This window comes from Bradyrhizobium sp. WSM2793, assembly GCF_000379585.1.
GTDB lineage: Bacteria > Pseudomonadota > Alphaproteobacteria > Rhizobiales > Xanthobacteraceae > Bradyrhizobium.
On the sequence record NZ_KB902784.1, the window covers coordinates 77,360 to 96,541 of the forward strand.

Consider the following 19,182-nt stretch of genomic DNA (forward strand, 5'->3'; position numbering starts at 1 on the left):
GGGTGCGAAATCGACCGCCTGTCTGGCAGGTTTCTTGCTAAGCTCGTGCCGCTGGCGGAGAACGTTCAGTAGGTTCGTCGAGGAATGTTCGCGCGAGTGAGACGGGATGACGGTAGTGCCTGCGAGATCGAGCGAATGGGTGAGACCGGTGAGGTCACAAGAGCCGGCTTCTGCAATCATCGAGATCGACCGCGTCTCGCAGGTCTTTCAGACTTCGGCGCGCAAGGATCATGTGGCGCTTTCCGAGATCTCGCTGACGATCGAGGAGGGCGCCTTCGTCTCCATCCTTGGGCCGTCCGGCTGCGGCAAGTCGACACTGCTTTATATTGTCGGCGGTTTTGTCAGTCCGACCAGCGGCTCGGCGAAGATCAAGGGACATGCGATCACGGGGCCCGGTCCGGATCGCGGACCGGTATTCCAGGAATTTGCGCTGTTTCCCTGGAAGACCGTGCTGGGCAACGTGATGTACGGCCCGCGTCAGCAAGGGGTGCGCGCCGCCGAAGCGGAAGCGCAGAGCCGGGCCTTGATCGAGATGGTTGGTCTCAAGGGCTATGAGAGCTTCTACCCCAAGGAATTGTCGGGCGGCATGAAGCAGCGCGTGGCGTTGGCGCGGACGCTCGCTTACCATCCGGAAGTGCTGTTGATGGACGAGCCGTTCGGTGCGCTCGACGCGCACACTAGGACGCGGCTGCAGAACGACCTTCTCAACATCTGGGAGCGCGACCGCAAGACGGTGCTGTTCGTCACCCATTCGGTCGACGAAGCCGTCTTTCTCTCGGACAAAGTCGTGATGATGTCGAAATCGCCCGGCCGCATCCGCGAGGTGATCGACATCGATCTGCCGCGACCGCGCCGCCGCAACGAGCTGTTGCTCGACCCCCGCTATCAGAAGTACGTCGTCGATATCGAGCGCATGTTCGATGAAAGCGACGAAGCCGGGCCGGCATCATGATGTCGTCGGCCACCTTGATCAGACGGGCCGCTCCGGTGCTGGCCTGCATCGGGTTGCTGGCCGTGTGGCAGGTTGCATCGCTTGCGCTGAAGAACGACAGTTTCCCGACGGCGATCGATGCGATCCGGGCAATTCCGGATATTCTTGGCGACAAGGAATCCCTGATCAACATTCTGGCCTCGCTTCGCCGCATGGCGATAGGGTTCGGTGTGGCGGTGCTGGTTTCGATTCCGCTGGGCCTGTTGATGGGACGCAGCCGCGGTGTCGCGGCCTTTTTCAATCCGCTCCTGATGGTGATTTATCCGGTGCCGAAGGCGGCATTGATGCCGATCATCATGCTTTGGCTGGGCGTCGGCGACGTCACCAAGACATTGGTGATCTTCCTGGGCGTCAGCCTTCCCGTGATCTATCACAGCTTCGAGGGGGCCAAGGCCGTCGAAGAGAAGATGCTGTGGTCAGGTGCCGCGATGGGGCTTTCGCCGGCACAACGCCTGGTGCGGATCGTGTTGCCCGCGGCGCTGCCGGAGATCCTGACCGGCTGCCGCACGGGACTGGTGCTGGCGCTGATCACGATGATCACCAGTGAGATGATCGCCCGCCAGTCCGGCGCCGGCAATATCCTGTTCAATGCGCTCGACATGGGCCAATACGACACCGTCTTTGCGATGATCATCATCGTGGGCGCGATGGGTATCTGTCTCGACGCGATTTTTGAAAGGGTTCGGGCCAGACTCGTGCGCTGGTCCGAGCCTCAGTTCGACATGCCGCTGAGTTTTTCGTGATGTCGCGCTTTCTCTCCGCAAACGTCCTTCTCGGCATTGCCCCGATCGTGCTGGTCATCGCCTTGTGGCAAGGCCTGGTGTCATTCGGCTTCGCGCCCGCGGTCTTGCTGCCGCCGCCTGGCTTCGTCTTCGGCCGGCTGCTCCAGCAACTCGTGACGTGGACGTTTCAGCAGGAGATCGCCGCAACCCTGATCCGGCTGTTTGCCGGCTTCGCGATTGCGGTCGTGCTGGGTGTCACTATCGGCATTGCCGCCGCCGCCAATCCGGCGATCAATGCCGTGGTTCGGCCGATCGTCCGCGTATTGGCGCCGCTGCCCAAGGTCGCGCTCTATCCGGCACTCCTGCTCTTGCTCGGATTCGGCCACGGGTCGAAGATCACATTGGTAGCCGCGGACGCGCTCTTTCCCATTCTGCTCTCGACCTATTACGGCGCGTCGACCGTCGAACAGAAGCTGATCTGGTCGGCGATGGCGGCGGGAACGCCGCGCTACGAAATCCTATTCAAGGTGGTGCTGCCGGCGGCGATGCCGTCGATCCTGACCGGATGCCGGATCGGGCTTGTCATTTCCTGCATCGTGGTGTTTCTGGCAGAGATGATCACGTCGACGGACGGATTGGGGCACGCGCTCGTGACCGCGGCGCGAACTTTTCAGGCCGTCGACATGTTCGTGCCGCTGATCACGATCTCGCTGCTGGGCCTGATCTTGAATGGCCTCCTCGGCGCGTTGCGCTCGTACCTGCTGCGGGGCTTTCCCGAGGCGTGAACCGACCAAGAAGAAACCAGAAGACCGGGAGTGAACCATGCTGGCTGATCGCATCGAGGCAAAATGGATCGACGCATTTTGCGAGATCTTTGAACGTTGCGCCGTCAAGGCCGGCGATACCGCGGCGATCCTCTCGGAAACCCAGTCGCGTGCGTTGAATGTGCATCTGGCGGAGCTCGCGCTGCTGCGCATGGGCGCACGGCCGTTTCACGTGGTGATGCCCACACCGCGCAACCGCAATATCGTTCCGGTTCGCTCAACGGGGGCGAGCGAGGCGATCCAGAAGCTTGGGCCAGTCATCAGCGCACTTCAGCAGGCCGGCTTCGTGGTGGATTGCACCATCGAAGGCCTGATGCACGCGGTGGAGACGCCGGAGATCCTCAAAGCCGGTGCGCGGATCCTGGTGATCTCGAACGAGCATCCCGAAGCGCTGGAGCGGATGGTGCCGGATCCTGCGCTCGAGAAGCGCGTTCGTGCGGCGGCCAAGATGTTGCGGGGGACCAAGCGGATGCGGGTGACCTCGAAGGCCGGCACCGCGCTCGATGTCGATATGGTCGGAGCGTCCACAGTCGGCGTGTGGGGCTGGACCGACAAGCCCGGCACGCTGGCGCATTGGCCAGGCGGAATCGTCGTCAGCTTCCCCAAGAGCGGGACCATCAACGGCACGCTGGTGATGGCGCCGGGCGACATCAATCTCACCTTCAAGCGCTACCTGACGTCACCTGTGAAGATGACGTTGAAGGACGACTATGTCGTCGAGCTGGAAGGCGAAGGCACGGATGCCGCCATGATGCGCGCCTATCTCGCCGCCTGGGGCGATCGCGAGGCATATGCCGTGTCGCATGTCGGCTTCGGCATGAACCCCGGTGCGCGCTATGAAGCGCTTTCGATGTACGACCAGCGCGACACCAACGGCACCGAGATTCGGGCCGTCTCCGGCAATTTCCTGTTCTCGACCGGCGCGAACGAGTTCGCCGGCCGCTACACGGCGGGGCATTTCGACCTGCCGATGATGGGAACGACCATCGAGCTCGATGGCGTCGCGGTCGTTCGCGAAGGCGTGTTGCAGGACGTCTTCGGCTAATTGCGGTCGAGCACGGGTGGACGCGCAAGGTCGAAATGGTGCAGCAGATCCACCATGGCCTGAAGCCGCTTTACGCGATAGGCGTCAACGTCCATGCCCGAATAGTCGAGAAAGCCGGCACCCGTGCGTAACCCGATCCGACCTTCATGCATGTTGCGTGAGATGACGTCCGGCGCGCGGTAACGGTCGCTGCCAAGCGCGCCTTCGAGATAGCGACTGGCGTAGTACAAGATATCGCCGCCACCCCAGTCGATGAATTCGAGCAGTCCGAGTACCGCGTAGCGGAAGCCAAAACCGTAGCGGATCGCCTTGTCGATCTCCTCGGCACTGGCGACGCCTTCCTCGACCATGCGTGCGGCCTCGTTCATCGCCAGCGCCTGGATGCGCGGAACTATGAAGCCGGGCGTCGCCGCGCAGACGACCGGGACCTTGCCGATGCCTTCGAGCAGTCCCTTGACCTCGGCGACGATGGCGGGATCGGTGGCTCTGCCGGGCGAAACCTCGACCAGCGGGATCAGATAGGCCGGGTTGAGCCAATGCACGTTGAGGAAGCGGCGAGGATTCACGATCGCGCCGGAGAGATCATCGACGAGGATGGTCGACGTCGTCGATGCAATGATCGTGTCGGGTCGGACCTGCCGTGAGGCTGACCCAAGCACCTCGCGCTTGAGCTCGACGACCTCCGGAACCCCTTCGAAAACCATACCGGCCTCGGAGAGCGCTGCCCCGCTCTGGCTGGCGGGCACTACCGAGACGCGCGCGACGAGCGGATCGACATCCACCTCCGTCAGCAGCCCCAGCTTCGACAGGCTGGCAAAGGTCTTCGCGACCTCACCGAGCGCGTCCGCCTCCAGCTTGGCAAACTCCTCCGCGGAGCGCGCCTTGACGTCGATCATCGTGACCTGATGCCCAGCGTAGGCGAAAGCGACGGCAATGCCGCGCCCCATGCGGCCAGCCCCCAGACAGACGATGTTGGCGCGATTGGTCATCGGTCAAAATCCATTGCGAAGCAACGTCTGCAATTCAGCCTTGCTGAGCTTACCAAGCCCCAGCATCTCGAGCGTGCGGCCACCTCGCGCAAAATCCTCGCAGCAGACCGCGCCGCCGATCGACAGGAAAGCTCTGGCCAGCGGCGTGGCCACGCCAGCCAGGCCGCCGACGGAAACCAGCAGCGACAGCCCAAGCCGCAGGTCCTCACGCATGTAGCGGTGCTCCGTCAGCACGATCCGCTCGCGCCAGTCGTCTGAATCCGTCAGCCGGTCGTGCGAGCCGCGGCCATACATCCAGATCTCGCCCTCTTTCGCATAGTGATGAGCGAGCGGGAAATGCGGTGCGCCGTAACCAAGCGCTTCGCGTACGGCAATTCGCTCGGCATCAAGCGCGTCGGTCACCCGGCGGATCGCGGCCTGCGTGCCTTCCTTGTGAATGTCCCAGCGCTCGAAATGTTCGATTGGACCTGCATTCATCACGATCAGCGGCGGATGGATGATCGGCCCTGCATTCATCAGCGCACCGGACAGCGCGTCTCCGCACGGCTCGATCGTATCGGGGAAAGCGCGTCCGATGACCTCGAGCGCATGCGGTGCCCGGTCGAGCGGGAACACGCCGACTGGAAGCCGTTTGGCGCGGATGGTGATCGCGACCTCGAACGGTCCGTGCTTGCGGGTGAGCCACGGCAATGTGCCGGTTTCGGCAAAGCTTGCCTTGGCCTGGTTCCCAGCTTCCCGCGCGGCCTCTGCGAAGATCATCGAGCCGAATGTCGCTGGCGGCAGAAATACGACCTGACCGTCCCGCAGATGCGGGGCGAGCAGGCGAGCGATATCGGTCTGCGCGAAGGCAGGCGCGGGGCACAGGATCAGCTCGGTGCCGTTGACAGCTTCGGCGATGTCGGTCGTGACCAGCGCGAGCTTGACGTCGTGGCGGCCGTTGTGATCCTTGACCAGGATGCGCGAGCCGGCGGCGCGATGTGCCGCGACTTGACCGGCATCGCGGCGCCAGAGCCGCACTTCATGCCCCGACAGCACAAAATCGCCCGCGGCCGCGAAGGAGCCGTTTCCCCCACCCAGAACTGCAATCTTCAAGATGCTTCTCCTTGCGCGCGCGACTGCGCATCGAGCTGCTTCAGCAGGAAATGCTGGACCTTGCCCAGCGCGGTGCGCGGCAGGTCGGTGACGAAGACGATATCGCGTGGCACCTTGTAGCGGGCCAGTTGCGTCTGGATGTGTGTCTTGAGTTCATCCGCTTCGAGCCGGGAGCCGGATCTCCGTATCACATAAGCGATCGGCACCTCGTCCCAGCGCGGATCCGGCCGGCCGATCACGGCGCATTCGCTGACGTCAGGATGTTCGAGCAGGACGCGCTCGACCTCGGCCGGATAGACGTTTTCTCCACCTGAAATGATCAAGTTCTTCTTGCGGTCGCGGACCCAGAAATAGCCGTGTGCGTCGCACAGGCCGATGTCGCCGGTGCGATACCAGCCGTCGTGCAACACATCGCGCGTGGCGTCCGCATTGCCCCAATATTCGAAGAACACATTGGGACCGCGCACCGCGATTTCGCCCGGCGTGCCCGCCGGCAGTTCGTTGCCAGCCTGATCGATGATCTTTGCCTCGCAGCACAGGCCGGCGAGTCCGGTCGATCCCACCCGCGAGAGGTCGCCGCCGAGGCGCGTATAGATCGCGATGGGGCAGGTTTCCGTCGAGCCGTAGACCTGAAGCACCGGGACATCGCGCGCGACGAAACGTTCGATCAGATGCGGCGGCACGATGGTCGAGCCGGTGGCGACGGCCTTGAGTGACGAAAGATCAGTGGCGGCCCAGGCAGGATGTTCGCTCACCGCTTGGATGATTGCAGGCACCATGACCGTGAGTGTCGGCCGCTCCTGTTCGATGGTCGCGAGCGCGGTATCCGGCGTGAAGCGCGCGTGGACCGTGACGGTCGCGCCAAGCTGCAGTGCCGGCGTGGTCTGGATGTTGAGGCCGCCGACGTGGAAGAACGGCAGCACGGTCAGCACATGATCGTCGGACGTCATGTTGTGCATGTGCTGGCTCATGACACCATTCCAGAACAGCGCCTCCTGGCGCAGCACTGCGCCCTTGGGCCGCCCGGTTGTCCCCGACGTGTAGACGATCAGCAGCGGGCAGGAGAGATCGGTGTGCGGATTTCGGCTGCTGCCGTCGCTGCGCGCCAGCAGGCTTTCAAATGTCGTGCCGCGGGGCGGCGCGAAGTCGAGGCCGACGACGGCAGTCCCCGGCGCGGTCCGGGCGAGCCCGGAAAGAACGCCCTCAAATGCCTGCTCGAGCACCAGCACCTTGGCGCCCGCATCGGTGAGAATGAAGAGCTGCTCGGCGACGGCGAGCCGCCAGTTCAGCGGCACAAGTATCGCGCCAAGTCGCGCGCAGGCGTAGAGCAGAACCAGATAGTCCGGCCGGTTTAGACTCAGAATGGCGACGCGGTCGCCGCGGCCGACGCCGAGCTCCTGCTTCAATGCCGTCGCGGTGTGTTCGATGCGTGCGGCGAACGCCGCATAGCTCAGCCGTTCCCCTTCGAAGGCAATGGCTGTCTTGTCTGGCGCGAACGCCGCGTTGCGATCGATCAGACTGCAGAGGTCCACCGTCAGTCGTCCGTCTCGCCGGTCTCATACAGCGCCTCGCGTCCGATCCGGTCGAGGCAGAGTTCGGCAGTCCAGGGCAGCATCAGCGAGCCGCAGCGGCTGTCGCGATAGATCCGCTCCAGCGGCAGCGAGCGAAGCATGGCCTGGCCGCCGCAGGTGCGGATCGCGAGCGCGGCGAGCTCGTTGGCACCCTCCATCACCGAATATTGCGCGGCGTAGGCCCGCAGCACCTGCTCCTTGCTCGGATTGGCGCAGGCTTCGGTGACGGCCTGGAACCAGATCGCCTTGATCTGCTCGAGCTTGATCTGCATCTGCGCGACCGCGATCTGCTTGGTCGGATACATCCGCCGCTTGACCGGTGGCATGCCCGGCACTTCGCCGCGCAGATAGCGCACGGTGAAGTCATAGGCGGCTTGAGCCAGGCCCATATAGGTCGGCGACAACGTCAGGAACATGTGCGGCCAGCGCATCGCGGCCTGGAAATAGACGCCGCGCGGCATAAGTGCAGAGTCGGTCGGCACGAACACGTCCTTGAACAGAAGCGTCCGTGAAACCGTTCCGCGCATGCCGAGCGGGTCCCAGTCACCGACGACCGAGACGCCTTCGGACTTGGCTGATATCGCGAGGTAAAGCGTGTTGCGGCGAGACGCCTTCTCGCCTTCCTCGATCTCGGTGCAGAGCACGCCGTAATAGTCGGCGTGGCCGGAGAGCGATGCAAAAATCTTCTTGCCGTTGACGATCCAGCCGCCCTCGACGGGCCTTGCTTCCGTGCCGAAGGCGACACCGCCTGCGGCGGCCGCTCCGCCCTCGGAGAAGGGTTGCGAATAGATCGCACCGTCCTCGACGATGCGCTTGTAGTGAACCGCGCGCCGCCGCTCGTGCTCGGCGCGGGTGTCCGCGTCCATGTCGAGATCGTCGGCGAGCGGCCCCGACCACAGGGTCGAGCACACGTGCATGTTCCAGGTCAGCGCGGTCGCGCCGCAATAGCGGCCGATCTCGGCAGCCGCCAAAGCATAGGTCTGGTAGTTCGCGCCGAGCCCGCCATGTTTCTTGGGCACGGCAATGCCGAGCAGACCGACGCGGTGCAGGTCGCGATAATTCTCGATCGGGAAGGTCGCCTCGCGATCGTAGGTCGCAGCGCGAGCGGCGAACACGCTTTGGCCGATCTCCCTTGCGCGGGTGATGATGCCGGCCTGCTCGTCGCCGAGGCGGAATGCAACGGGATCGAAGATCGGCGCATCCAGTGCAACCTTGTCGGTCGTGCCGATCGTCTTGCTGACTTGCATGGTCATTGCGCAGTCACCTTACGCTTTGGTCGCGAGAGAGTTCAGGAACCGGCCGAGGGCCTCGTCGAAGGCCTCGGGGCGCTCGAGGTTGGCGAGATGGCCGACGCCGGCGAGCTCGACATATTCGGCGCCAGGGATGTAGCTCGCCGTCTTTGCCATCATCGGCGCGGGGGCATTGTTGTCCTTGGAACCCGACAGCAACAGCGTGGGGACGGAAATATTCGCAAGCGTGCTGCGCTGATCGAAGCCGATCAGAGCCAGCATCATGGCACGATAGCTTGCTTCGGGCACGCTCCCCATGCATTCGCGTGCAAGCTCCATCCCGTTCGGATCGGGATCGTCGCCGACAAGCTCCTTCACCAGCGAGGGCGCCAGTGACTTCATCGTCTCCCCGCGATCGAGCGGCCCGAGCCGTGCCGCGATGAACGATTTCTGCCACTCGCCGTCGGCCTTGCCGAAGGCAGGGCTGGTCTGCGCCAGCACGACCGCGCGTGCCAGCTTTGGAGATTGCACCAGCCATTTCTGCACGATCATGCCGCCGATCGAGTGACCGACCAGGATGGGTCTGGCCGCGCCGAGTTGTTCGATGAATTGCTGGAGTGCCTCCGCCAGGGCAGCAATACTGACGCTGGCGAGCGGCGCCGATCTGCCGTAGCCCGGCATATCCCATGCAATTGCGCGGAAGCCGCCGCCGAACGTGGCAAGTTGCCGCCGCCAGGCCCGCGCTGCACCGCCGATGCCGTGCAGGAAAATGAGAGGTGTCGCATTCGGATCGCCCGCGGCTTCATAGGCGAAGCGTCCGTCCTTTGTTATCATTGGCACAGGCTGCGACACGCGACATCCTTTTGCTTGGCCCTTGATGCTAACAGGCCTGTGGGGGATGGGAAGCGATAATTTTATACTTAAAGCAATTTTCGGGCCGCCCTCTCGTGTCGTGACGAGCGCCGCTTTCGTTGCAAAAATTTGAAGGTTAAAATATATCGGAGGAACGATCATTGGATCCGAGGGAGCCTGCGCATGTCCGGATTGCCGCACTCGCCGCACGCACTGGTGACCGGTGGTGGCCGCGGCATCGGCCGCGCGATCGCGGCGTCTCTTGTCGGTGCCGGGGCCATCGTGACGGTGCTTGGCCGGAATGCCGCGACTCTTGCGGAGGCGGTCGACGCCGGCGCCGCGCATTTTGCGGCCGTTGCCGATGTTTCGGACGAAACGTCGTTGAAGGCTGCTATTAGCGAGGCCAGCGCGCGGCAGCCGATTGATATCCTGATTGCCAATGCAGGCAGCGCCGAATCGGCGCCATTCGCGAAGTCTGACGCCGCTCTTTTTGCGCGCATGATGGATGTCAATTTCATGGGCGTGGTCCACGCCGTCCGTGCTGTGCTGCCGGGCATGAAAGATCGTCCCTATGGCCGAATTGTCGCGGTCGCGTCGACGGCGGGGCTGAAGGGCTACGCCTATGTCAGCGCATACAGCGCGGCCAAGCATGCCGTGATCGGTCTGGTGCGCTCCCTTGCCATCGAGATGGCCGGAAGCAATGTCACCGTGAACGCGGTGTGTCCCGGCTTCACCGACACCGATCTCGTCGCGGGCAGCATCGAGAACATCATGAACAAGACGGGGCGTAGTCGCGAGCAGGCGATCGCAGAGCTCGCGAAACACAATCCGCAAGGACGCCTGATCGCACCTCGGGAAGTGGCAGACGCGGTGCTCTGGTTGTGCGGCGAGGGCGCCGGCGCGATCACCGGGCAGGCGATTGCCGTGGCCGGGGGCGAGGTCTAGCGTGAATGGCGCAGGCGCGGAACAACGAAGCCAAGGAGATCGCATGAGCAGACCAGCAAATCCCGTCACCATTCCGCTCGCGGACTATTCGCCGCAGCACTTCGTGCTGGCGGTGGTCGACGGCGTCGCGACGGTCACGCTCAACCGGCCCGAACGAAAGAATCCGCTGACGTTTGAAAGCTACCGGGAACTGACCGATTTCTTCCGCGCTTGCGCCTTCGACGACGAGGTCAAATCCATCGTCGTCACCGGCGCTGGCGGCAATTTCTCGTCCGGTGGTGACGTGTTCGAGATCATCGGCCCGCTGGTAAAGATGGACACCAAGGGGCTGACGGCCTTCACGCGGATGACCGGTGACCTCGTCAAGGCGATGCGGGCCTGCCCGCAGCCGATCATAGCCGCGGTCGAGGGCATCTGTGCCGGGGCTGGTGCGATCGTCGCCATGGCCTCGGACATGCGTCTCGCGGCGAGCGGGGCCAAGGTCGCGTTCCTGTTCAACAAGGTGGGCCTCGCCGGTTGCGACATGGGCGCCTGCGCGATCCTGCCGCGGATCATCGGACAGTCCCGCGCCTCCGAGCTGCTCTATACCGGCCGGTTCATGACCGCGGAGGAGGGTGAGCGCTGGGGCTTCTTCAGCCGCATCGTGACGTCGGAGCAGGTGCTGTCCCAGGCGCAGGTCCTGGCCAAGCAGATCGCGGAAGGGCCTACCTTCGCCAACACCATGACCAAGCGGATGCTGGCGATGGAATGGGCCATGTCGGTGGAGGAGGCGATCGAGGCGGAAGCGGTTGCCCAGGCCCTGTGCATGACCACGGCCGATTTCGAGCGCGCCTTCGAGGCCTTCGCCAACAAGGTCAAGCCGGTCTTCAGGGGCGACTAACGGCGTCTTTGTCCGAGCCGGCCAGCAAGGGGGGACTTGCGCGAAATTATTTTAGGCTTAAAATAGTTTCATGGCCGGGTGAATTGGCGAGGCTCCCATGAAAGTCGCGATCATCGGTGGCGGACCTGCGGGTCTTTACGCTGCGATCCTGCTCAAGAAGCAGCGCCCGGGCGCCGACATCACGGTGTATGAGCGCAATCGGGCCGACGACACCTTCGGCTTCGGCGTGGTGTTCTCGGATGCCACGCTGGACAATTTTGAAAAACACGATCTGCCGAGCTATCGCCGCATCACCCAGGAGTTCGCCTACTGGGACGACATCGCCGTGCATTTTCGCGGCACGGTCCACCGGGTCGGCGGTAACGGCTTTTGCGGCTGCTCGCGGCGCAAGCTGCTCCTGATCCTTCAGGAGCGGGCCCGCGAGCTTGGCGTCGTCCTGCATTTCGAGGTGGACGTCGACGACGAATCCCGCTTCGCCGATGCCGATCTCGTCCTGATCGCCGACGGCATCAACAGCCGCTTCCGCGAGAAATACATCGATCATTTCCAGCCAGAGGTCGACCTCCGCTCCAACAAGTTCGCCTGGATGGGCTCGACCAAGCCGCTCGATGCCTTCACCTTCATCTTCCAGGAGACCGAGTGGGGGCCGTTCATCGCCCACGCCTATCAGTATGAGGCCGGACACTCGACCTGGATCTTCGAGACCGATCCCGAGACGTTCGAGCGGGCTGGCCTCACGGGGCTGGACGAGACCCAGTCCGCCGCGCGGATGGCCGAGATTTTTGGCTGGTTCCTCGATGGGCACAAGCTGCTCATCAACCGTTCGATGTGGCGCAATTTCCCGATGATCCGCAGCAAGCGCTGGGTCAAGGACAACATGGTGCTGCTCGGCGATGCCAAGGCGAGCGCGCATTTTTCGATCGGCTCCGGCACCAAGCTCGCGATGGAAGACGCGATTGCGCTGGCCGATGCGATGGAGAAAGCTCCCAGCATCAAGGCGGCGCTTGATGTCTACGAGCAGGGCCGCCGTGAGGAGGTCGAGAAGACGCAGCACGCCGCCGACGTCTCGCTGGTCTGGTTCGAGCATGTCGACCGCTTCTGGAATTTTGATCCCGTGCAGTTTGCCTTCGGCGTGATGACGCGCTCGAAGGCGATCACCTATGACAATCTCAAGCTCCGCGCGCCCGATTTCGTGGCCGAGGTCGAGAAGTCATTTGCCAAACAGGTTCGCGACAGCGGCTTTGACGTCGACATCAAAAAGCCGGCGGTGCCGTTGTTCCAGCCGTTCCGCCTGCGCGAGATGGAGGTCGCCAACCGCGCCGTGATGTCGCCGATGTGCATGTATTCGGCGAAAGAGGGCGTGCCGACCGACTTCCACCTCGTGCACTATGGATCGCGCGCGATCGGTGGCGCCGGCCTCATCTTCACGGAGATGACCTGCGTCAGCCACGATGCCCGAATCACGCCGGGCTGTGCCGGCCTGTGGAACGACGAGCAGGAGGCGGCGTGGCGGCGCATCGTGGACTTTGTCCACGGCAATTCGGCCGCGAAAATCTGCCTGCAACTCGGCCATGCCGGCCGCAAGGGTGCGACCAAGCTGATGTGGGACGGCATGGATCGCCCGCTGGACGAAGGCGGCTGGGACGTGTTCTCCGCATCGCCACTACCCTATTTCCCCGACAGCCAGGTGCCGCGCGAGCTCGATCGCGCCGGCATGAATGCGGTGCGAGACTCTTTCGTCGCGGCGGCCGAGCGCGGCGAGCGCTGCGGCTTCGACATGCTGGAGCTGCACTGCGCCCACGGCTATCTGCTCGCCAGCTTCATCTCGCCGCTGACGAACACCAGGACGGACGAATACGGCGGCTCGCTCGACAACCGTCTACGCTTCCCGCGCGAGATCTTCGAGGCGCTCCGCGCGGTCTGGCCGTCGCACAAGCCGATGTCGGTACGTATCTCCGCGACCGATTGGGCTGACGGCGGCATCACCGGCGACGATGCGGTGGCGGTTGCGCGCGCTTTCGCCGAGGCTGGTGTCGATCTCGTCGACGTCTCGACGGGACAGACGGTCCGTGACGCGCAGCCGATCTACGGCCGCATGTTCCAGACGCCGTTCTCGGATCAGGTCCGCAATGAGGCGCGCGTCGCCACGATGTGCGTCGGCAACATCACGACGGCGGACCAGGCCAATACCATCCTGGCTGCTGGCCGGGCGGATCTCGTGGCGCTTGGGCGGCCGCATCTGGTCGATCCGTTCTTCACCATGAGGGCGGCGGCCTGGTACGGGGCAGAAAGCGCATTCTGCCCGCCCCAATATCTGCCCGGGAAGGATCAAATTTTCCGCAACAGCGTCCGCGACCGCCAGGATCTGGAGGAGCTGCGCATTAAGGCTAAGCCCAAAACCCGGGCCGAGCTCAAGGCGGAGGCGACAAAGCCGCTTGCGGCGGAGTAACCGCCCGTGCGACGTTAACCTCATTGCCTGGCATATTTCGAGTGGAGTAAGGGCGATGAAGGCGATTATCGTCGGTGGCGGTATCGGTGGTCTCACCACGGCGCTGATGCTGCGTTCGCGTGGCATCGGATGCGAGATCTTCGAGCAGGCTGACACCATTCGTGAGCTCGGCGTCGGCATCAATACGTTGCCGCACGCCATGCGCGAGCTTGCCGGACTCGGCCTGCTCCAGAAGCTCGACGATGTCGCGATCCGCACCGATCAGCTTTACTATCTCAACCGCCACGGCCAGGAGGTCTGGCGCGAAGCCCGCGGCATCGACGCCGGTCACGACGTGCCCCAATTCTCGATTCATCGCGGCCGGCTTCAGGGCGTCATCCATCGCGCGGTCGAGGAGCGGCTCGGAGTGGATGCAATCCACACCGGCTGCCGCCTCGGCGCGTTCACGCAGGACGAGGGCGGCGTCACCGCCTACTTCTTCGATCGTGCCGGCGCGCATGTCCACACCGCGCGCGGCGACATCCTGATCGGCGCCGACGGCATCCACTCCCGCGTCCGCGAGACGCTGTTCCCAAATGAAGGTCCGCCGTGCTGGAACGGCCTGATGCTGTGGCGCGGTGCGCGCGACTGGCCGCTGTTCCTCACCGGCAAATCGATGATCGTGGCCGGCGGCCTCAATGCCAAGGTGGTGATTTATCCGATCGCGGAGGGATCGAGCTCGGCGAGCCGCCTGACCAACTGGGCCGTGCTGGTGAAGGTGGGCGAGGGCAATGCGCCACCGCCGCGGAAGGAAGACTGGTCGCGGCCGGGCCGCCGCGAGGAGCTGATGCCGCACGTCGCCCGCTTCTCGGTGCCTTATGTCGACGTCAAAAGCCTGATCTCGGCGACGCCCGAATTCTACGAATATCCGACCTGCGACCGCGATCCCTTGCCCTACTGGTCGTCAGGACGTGTCACGCTGCTCGGCGATGCCGCGCACCCCATGTATCCGGTCGGCTCCAACGGGGCGTCGCAGGCGATCCTCGATGCGCGCTGCCTTGCGGACGCGCTGGTGCGCGCCGAGCATCCGCGCCAGGCACTGCTCGAATACGAGAAGAAGCGCCTGCCGATGACGGCCGATATCGTCCGCTCCAACCGGCGCGGTGGCCCCGAGGGCGTCATCGACGCCGTCGAGCAGCTCGCCCCTGATGGATTCGACAATGTCGACAACGTGCTGAGCTACTCCCAGCGCGAGGCCATCGTGCGCGGCTACGCCACCAAGGCAGGCTTCGCCGCCGTGCCGGGGCTTGCGGCGGTGCGCGCTTGAGACTTGCCGCTAGCCAGCGCCGGGAGGCGGCGGCAGGAAGTGGATGTTGAACTCGGCGGCCATCGCCACCACGTCCTCCGGCTTCTGTTCCTTCATGTTGTGAAGGCCCCAGAACAGGTCGAACAGCTTCTTGGTCGGTGACACCCAGAACAGCACCTTTGCGGTCTGCTCCGACTTGTTGAAGATGCCGTGCGGCACGCCCATGCCGAGGCGGATCAGGTCGCCGGCGGTCGCCTGCGACTCGGAATTGCCCAGCATGAAGTCGAGCTTGCCCTCCAGCATGTAGAGATATTCATCCTGGTCGGGATGAATGTGCGGCGGCACGAACGTGCCCGGCGGCAATGTCGCGTGCCAGGAGAAGCTGTGCTCGGTCTTGCTCTTCGGCACGTAGGTCTGGCCGAGGATGTTCCAGGAAATACCCTGGATCCCCTCGTTGGCCCGGGTAATGCCGGTGATTTCGCTGCTCATTGAAGTCCTCCCTTAACGCGACGCGCGGCTTTAGTTCGCCGCCTTACAGTCCTTGGCGTAGCGGTCGCCGTAATTCTCGAAGACCTTCTGCACGATCTCGGTCTGGAACTTACCGTCCGGACGCTTGGCGACCTTGGTCAGATAAAAATCCTGGATCGGATAGCCGTTGGTGTTGAACTTGAAGGTGCCGCGCAGCGAGGTGAAGTCGGCTTTCTTCAGCGCGGCCTGGACCGCGTCCTTGTTCGACAGGTCGCCCTTCACGGCCTTGACCGCGCTGTCGATCAGCATCGCGGCGTCATAGGCCTGGAAGGCGTAGGTGCCGGGTACGACGTTATAGGCGGCTTCATAGGACGCGACGAACTTCTTGTTCTGGGCATTGTCGAGATTGGGCGCCCAGTTGGCGCCGCCGAACATGCCGACGGCCGCATCCTGCTGCGCCGGCAGCGTCGATTCATCCACCGTGAACGCCGAGAGCACCGGAATGCTGTCGGCGAGGCCGGCCTGCCGGTACTGCTTGACGAGATTGACGCCGAGACCGCCGGGCATGAACGTAAAGAGTGCGTCGGGCTTTTGCGAGGAGATCTTGGAAAGCTCCGGCTGGAAGTCCAGGGTGTTCAGCGGCATGTAGGATTCCTCGACGATCTCGCCCTTGTAGTCGAGCTTGAAGCCCGCCACCGAATCCTTGCCGGCCTGATAGTTCGGCACCATCAGGTACATGCGCTTGTAGCCGCGATCCTGCGCGACCTTGCCGAGGATCTCGTGCACCTGATCGTTCTGATACGAGGTCACATAGAAGAACGGGTTGCAGTCCTTGCCGGCAAAGGTCGACGGGCCGGCGTTGGGGCTGATCAGAAAGGTCTTCGATTCCGTCACGGGCCGGTGGATCGCCTGCAGGATGTTGGAGAAGATCGGGCCGATCACGAAGTCGACCTTGTCGCGTTCGAGCAGACCCTTGACCTTGGTCACCGCCGCGTCCGGCTTCAGTTCGTCATCGACCACGACGACCTCGACGTCACGGCCGCCCATCTTGCTGCCGAGGTCCTTTACTGCGAGCGCAAAGCCGTCGCGAACCTGCTGGCCAAGCGCTGCGGCGGGTCCCGACAGGGTCACGATCACCCCGAGCTTGATCTTCTCCTGGGCGAGGGCGGGGGTCATGGCGGTGCCGAGCAGCAGGGCTGTTGCGGCCAAGGTCAATTGCGTCTTCATGATCTGTCCCCCGTGACATCAGGGCTTGCGTTGCAAGCCGCGTACTCTGATCCAAGCTTATGCTGATGATGGCGGCCGCGGCAAGCAGCGCTCAAAGTGTCGTCATCCCGCGGGCAGCGGCGCATGCAAGCGGCGCGCCAATTATTTGAAGCCTAAAGAAATTGGCGTGCGGTCGATTGTTGCAGCTTTGGACTTGCGGCCGGCGTCGATTTATTTGAAGCTCAAAATGTTGGGGAATCCGTGCCGGCGCCAATGCCCGCCGAGAGTGAACGCACCGAGATGCTCGATTCCGAGACCAAGGCCGTCGAAACGCCGGAAGACCATGCCGACGAGCTTCGGCTGTGGCTGCGCCTTCTGACCTGCACCACCCTGATCGAGGGCGAGGTTCGCGGCCGGCTGCGGCAGCGGTTCGACGTCACGCTGCCCCGCTTCGATTTGATGGCGCAGCTCGACAAGGCGCCTGACGGTATGACGCTGTCCGATGTCTCCAAGCGGATGATGGTGTCGAACGGCAATGTCACCGGTCTCGTCGAGCGCCTCGTGGAATCCGGCCATCTCGATCGCCGGACCTCGGAGACGGATCGCCGGGTCCAGGTGATCCGCCTCACGAAACTCGGTCGCGCCGAGTTCCGCAAGATGGCCGCGGAGCACGAGACCTGGATCGCCGATCTCTTCGCCGACCTTTCGCCGAAGGATGTGCGCGAATTGATGCGGCTGCTCGCCAAGACCAAGGCGTCGGCGCAGAAATCGGCCGCGCGCCGCCGGCCGTAAGCACCGCCGCCCAATCCCTTTTGCCGCAGGAAAAAGCACGGAATGCCCAAAATCCGCTATTGCGCCAAATTGTTTTAAGCCTAAAATGTTTCCCAGATCGTGCTGCCGGGTGCAATCCATGCTGAAAGGAGCGTGCGATGGCCAACGCCGCCAAGATTCAAGTGTCGGGCTCGCATGACGGAAACGCTGCGACGGCCCATGTCGATACGTTTGCGCGGCAGCATCTGCCGCCACGCGAGCTCTGGCCCGAGTTCATCTTCACGCGGCCGGAACTGCACTATCCGCCGCGACTGAACTGCGTCAGTTATTTCCTCGACCGCTGGGTCGAGCAGGGCCATGGCGATGCGCCCTGCGTCATCAGTCCCGCCGTCAGCTACACCTATCGCGAGCTGCAAGCGCTGGTGAACCGCATCGCCAACGTGCTGGTCGGCAAGCTCGGTCTCATCCCCGGCGGTCGCGTGCTGCTACGCTCCGCCAACAACCCGATGATGGTTGCGACCTATCTCGCAGTCATCAAGGCCGGTGGCATTGTCGTGGCCACGATGCCGCTCTTGCGCGCCAAGGAGCTGTCCTACCCGATCCAGAAGGCGGAGATTGCGCTCGCGCTGTGCGACGGAAAGCTCGCCGAGGAGATGGAGAGGGCAAAGGCTGCGGCGCCAATTCTCAAGCGAGTTGTTTATTGGGGCAATGGCGCGGCGGACTCGCTCGAAGCGCTCAGCGCTGACGCGAGCCCGGAGTTCAAGGCCGTCGATACCGCCTCCGACGACGTCTGTCTGATCGCCTTTACGTCCGGCACGACAGGCGATCCCAAGGGCACCATGCATTTCCACCGCGACATGCTCGCGGTCTGCGACGGCTATGCGCGCAACATCCTGCGAGCCGAACAGAAGGATCGCTTCGTCGGCTCGGCGCCGCTCGCGTTCACCTTCGGCTTCGGCGGCGTGCTGTTTCCGATGCATATCGGCGCCTCCTTCGTGGTGCTGGAGAAGACGACGCCCGACGACGTGCTGACGGCAATCGAGCAATACAAGACCACGGTCTGCTTCACGGCGCCGACCGCTTACCGGGCGATGATCGGCAAGCTGCCGGGCCGCGACATCTCCTCGCTTCGCAAATGTGTTTCCGCGGGCGAGACGCTGCCCAAGCCGACCTTCGACGCCTGGCTCAAGGCGACCGGGATCAAGCTGATGGACGGCATCGGCTCGACTGAATTGCTGCACATCTTCATCAGCGCGATCGAGGACGAGATCCGCCCCGGCGCAACGGGCAAGCCCGTGCCGGGCTATGAGGCCAAGATCGTCGACGATGACGGCCACGATTTGCCGCCGCGCACGATGGGGAACCTCGCGGTGCGCGGGCCGACCGGATGCCGCTATCTCGCCGACGAGCGGCAGCGCAAATACGTCAAGAATGGCTGGAATATCACCGGCGACACCTACCTGATGGATAGCGACGGCTATTTCTGGTACCAGTCTCGCTCCGACGACATGATCGTGTCGGCCGGCTACAATATCGCGGGCACCGACGTCGAGGCGGCGCTGCTCACGCATCCGGCGGTCGCCGAGTGCGGCGTGGTCGGCGCCCCCGACGAGGCGCGCGGCATGATCGTGAAGGCCTATGTCGTCGCGACGCCCGGCGTGACACCGGACGCAGAGCTCGTGACCGAGTTGCAGGAACATGTCAAACGCGAGATCGCGCCGTATAAATATCCGCGTGCCATCGAATTCGTGACGCAACTACCCAAGACCGAGACCGGAAAATTGAAGCGCTTTGCCTTGCGGCAACTGGCGCAGGCCGCGGCGACGTCCTCAGGCGTCGCGGCGGAATGAGAGAGGGATGAAG

General features: G+C 63.7%; 17 protein-coding genes. 10 read left to right on the forward strand and 7 right to left on the reverse strand.

The genetic code is table 11. The annotated features are described in order from the left end of the window. The first annotated feature begins 106 nt into the window (after positions 1–106). The 4 genes from A3AS_RS0119400 to A3AS_RS0119415 are packed head-to-tail and all read left to right on the forward strand — an operon-like array spanning position 107 to position 3,582. On the forward strand, positions 107–952 hold the full coding sequence (locus A3AS_RS0119400; protein WP_049814925.1) for an ABC transporter ATP-binding protein: 846 nt from the start codon (positions 107–109) through the stop codon (positions 950–952). Further along, the gene (locus A3AS_RS0119405) at positions 949–1,734 is read left to right on the forward strand and encodes an ABC transporter permease (protein ID WP_018319232.1); all 786 of its coding nucleotides are present in this window, start codon (positions 949–951) and stop codon (positions 1,732–1,734) included. The genes A3AS_RS0119400 and A3AS_RS0119405 overlap by 4 nt, the downstream gene beginning before the upstream one ends. Then, entirely contained in the window at positions 1,734–2,498 is a 765-nt protein-coding gene (locus tag A3AS_RS0119410; protein ID WP_018319233.1) for an ABC transporter permease subunit, read from the forward strand. The genes A3AS_RS0119405 and A3AS_RS0119410 overlap by 1 nt, the downstream gene beginning before the upstream one ends. A 37-nt stretch (positions 2,499–2,535) precedes the next feature. Further along, positions 2,536–3,582, forward strand: a complete 1,047-nt coding sequence (locus A3AS_RS0119415) for a M29 family peptidase (protein ID WP_018319234.1) — start codon at positions 2,536–2,538, stop codon at positions 3,580–3,582. Here A3AS_RS0119415 and A3AS_RS0119420 read toward each other — a convergent pair. From A3AS_RS0119420 to A3AS_RS0119440, 5 genes are read right to left on the reverse strand one after another with little or no spacing between them, the layout of a single operon-like run. Further along, a complete protein-coding gene (locus tag A3AS_RS0119420) occupies positions 3,579–4,571 on the reverse strand; it encodes a 3-hydroxybutyryl-CoA dehydrogenase (RefSeq protein WP_018319235.1) in 993 nt (330 codons plus the stop codon). The two genes, A3AS_RS0119415 and A3AS_RS0119420, sit on opposite strands and share 4 nt — an antisense overlap. Before the next feature lie 3 nt (positions 4,572–4,574). Then, positions 4,575–5,663 carry an NAD/NADP-dependent octopine/nopaline dehydrogenase family protein gene (locus tag A3AS_RS0119425; RefSeq protein ID WP_018319236.1) on the reverse strand — a complete coding sequence of 363 codons (1,089 nt, stop codon included), beginning with the start codon at positions 5,661–5,663 and terminating at the stop codon, positions 4,575–4,577. After that, complete coding sequence (locus A3AS_RS0119430; RefSeq protein WP_018319237.1) at positions 5,660–7,195, reverse strand: class I adenylate-forming enzyme family protein; 1,536 nt, start codon at positions 7,193–7,195, stop codon at positions 5,660–5,662. The genes A3AS_RS0119425 and A3AS_RS0119430 overlap by 4 nt, the downstream gene beginning before the upstream one ends. Positions 7,196–7,197: 2 nt before the next feature. Continuing rightward, positions 7,198–8,487, reverse strand: a complete 1,290-nt coding sequence (locus A3AS_RS0119435) for an acyl-CoA dehydrogenase family protein (protein ID WP_018319238.1) — start codon at positions 8,485–8,487, stop codon at positions 7,198–7,200. A gap of 12 nt (positions 8,488–8,499) precedes the next feature. After that, positions 8,500–9,297, reverse strand: a complete 798-nt coding sequence (locus A3AS_RS0119440; RefSeq protein ID WP_049814926.1) for an alpha/beta fold hydrolase — start codon at positions 9,295–9,297, stop codon at positions 8,500–8,502. A 201-nt stretch (positions 9,298–9,498) separates the two neighbouring features. On the opposite strand from A3AS_RS0119440, the gene A3AS_RS0119445 reads away from it, so the two are divergent. The 4 genes from A3AS_RS0119445 to A3AS_RS0119460 all read left to right on the forward strand — a co-directional run bounded on the left by A3AS_RS0119445 (position 9,499) and on the right by A3AS_RS0119460 (position 14,895). Further along, positions 9,499–10,260 carry an SDR family NAD(P)-dependent oxidoreductase gene (locus A3AS_RS0119445; RefSeq protein ID WP_018319239.1) on the forward strand — a complete coding sequence of 254 codons (762 nt, stop codon included), beginning with the start codon at positions 9,499–9,501 and terminating at the stop codon, positions 10,258–10,260. Positions 10,261–10,303: 43 nt separating this feature from the next. After that, a complete protein-coding gene (locus A3AS_RS0119450; protein WP_018319240.1) occupies positions 10,304–11,140 on the forward strand; it encodes an enoyl-CoA hydratase family protein in 837 nt (278 codons plus the stop codon). A 97-nt stretch (positions 11,141–11,237) separates the two neighbouring features. Continuing rightward, a complete protein-coding gene (locus A3AS_RS0119455) occupies positions 11,238–13,589 on the forward strand; it encodes a bifunctional salicylyl-CoA 5-hydroxylase/oxidoreductase (protein WP_018319241.1) in 2,352 nt (783 codons plus the stop codon). A 55-nt stretch (positions 13,590–13,644) separates the two neighbouring features. Next, the gene (locus tag A3AS_RS0119460; protein ID WP_018319242.1) at positions 13,645–14,895 is read left to right on the forward strand and encodes a flavin-dependent oxidoreductase; all 1,251 of its coding nucleotides are present in this window, start codon (positions 13,645–13,647) and stop codon (positions 14,893–14,895) included. Positions 14,896–14,904: 9 nt separating this feature from the next. Here A3AS_RS0119460 and A3AS_RS0119465 read toward each other — a convergent pair whose 3' ends face one another. Continuing rightward, on the reverse strand, positions 14,905–15,363 hold the full coding sequence (locus A3AS_RS0119465) for a cupin domain-containing protein (RefSeq protein ID WP_018319243.1): 459 nt from the start codon (positions 15,361–15,363) through the stop codon (positions 14,905–14,907). 30 nt (positions 15,364–15,393) lie between these two features. Further along, positions 15,394–16,569: an ABC transporter substrate-binding protein gene (locus A3AS_RS0119470; RefSeq protein ID WP_026202153.1), complete on the reverse strand. Its 1,176-nt coding sequence runs from the start codon at positions 16,567–16,569 to the stop codon at positions 15,394–15,396. Positions 16,570–16,821: 252 nt separating this feature from the next. Here A3AS_RS0119470 and A3AS_RS0119475 point away from each other — a divergent pair, with 252 nt between their 5' ends. Next, on the forward strand, positions 16,822–17,340 hold the full coding sequence (locus A3AS_RS0119475) for a MarR family winged helix-turn-helix transcriptional regulator (RefSeq protein WP_018319244.1): 519 nt from the start codon (positions 16,822–16,824) through the stop codon (positions 17,338–17,340). Positions 17,341–17,477: 137 nt separating this feature from the next. Next, positions 17,478–19,169 (forward strand): benzoate-CoA ligase family protein, encoded by a 1,692-nt coding sequence (locus tag A3AS_RS0119480; protein ID WP_018319245.1) that lies wholly within the window; start codon positions 17,478–17,480, stop codon positions 19,167–19,169. Positions 19,170–19,182: the final 13 nt, after the last annotated feature.